This is a genomic window from Pseudomonas endophytica (assembly GCF_001411475.1).
GTDB classification, from domain to species: Bacteria; Pseudomonadota; Gammaproteobacteria; order Pseudomonadales; family Pseudomonadaceae; genus Aquipseudomonas; species Aquipseudomonas endophytica.
Genome location: NZ_LLWH01000150.1, coordinates 1 through 1,035, shown reverse-complemented (window position 1 = coordinate 1,035; position 1,035 = coordinate 1). Strand labels below are relative to the sequence as shown.

The 1,035-nt window shown below is 59.3% G+C and carries 1 protein-coding gene; it reads right to left on the bottom strand.

Features of this window, described 5'->3' with window-relative positions:
* A partial coding sequence (gene ftsA, locus AQS70_RS10305) for a cell division protein FtsA (protein WP_055102685.1) occupies window positions 1–991 on the bottom strand: 991 nt, incomplete at its 3' end.
* Between the last annotated feature and the right edge of the window lie 44 nt (window positions 992–1,035).

Below are 1,035 nucleotides of genomic sequence, written 5' to 3'. Positions count from 1 at the left end.
TACCACCGGTTAGCACGATGCCAGCCGGGATCAGGTCTTCGTAGCCGCTGCGACGCAGCTCCGCCTGGATCAACGTGAACAGTTCGTCGTAACGCGGCTCGACCACTTCGGCCAAGGCCTGGCGGGAAAGCTCGCGAGGAGGACGATCGCCCACACTCGGTACTTTGATGGTTTCACCTGCGCTGGCCAATTTGGCCAAGGCGCAGGCGTAACGGATTTTAATTTCTTCGGCGTATTGGGTCGGAGTACGCAACGCCATCGCGATATCGTTGGTGACCTGATCACCCGCAATTGGAATGACCGCGGTGTGACGGATGGCGCCTTCGGTGAAGATCGCGATATCCGTGGTGCCGCCGCCGATGTCGACCAAGCACACGCCCAGCTCTTTCTCGTCATCGGTCAACACCGAGTAAGCCGACGCCAGCTGCTCAAGAATGATGTCATCCACCTCAAGGCCACAGCGGCGTACACACTTCTCAATGTTCTGCGCAGCATTTACCGCACAGGTGACGACGTGCACGTTGGCTGCCAGACGTACGCCCGACATACCCAGCGGCTCACGAACACCTTCTTGGTTGTCGATCACGTAGTCCTGCGCCAACGTGTGCAGCACGCGCTGGTCAGCCGGAATAGCAACCGCTTGAGCCGCGTCAAGCACGCGCTCAAGGTCTGCCGTGCTCACTTCGCGATCACGGATCGCAACAATGCCGTGGGAGTTCAGGCTGCGGATATGGTTACCCGCTACGCCGACGAACGCCGAGTGGATCCGGCAACCGGCCATCAGCTGCGCTTCTTCGATAGCGCGCTGGATCGACTGCACGGTGGACTCGATGTTCACCACCACGCCCTTCTTCAGGCCCCGAGACGGATGCGTGCCAATACCGACGATTTCGATCGCGCCGTCTTCACCAACCTCGCCTACCAGCGCTACCACCTTGGAAGTGCCGATATCGAGACCAACGATCATTTTGCCGCTTTGCACATTTGCCATGGGTCCTGCCTCTTCTTAATTCTTCGCGACAGCGGGTTGGGCTA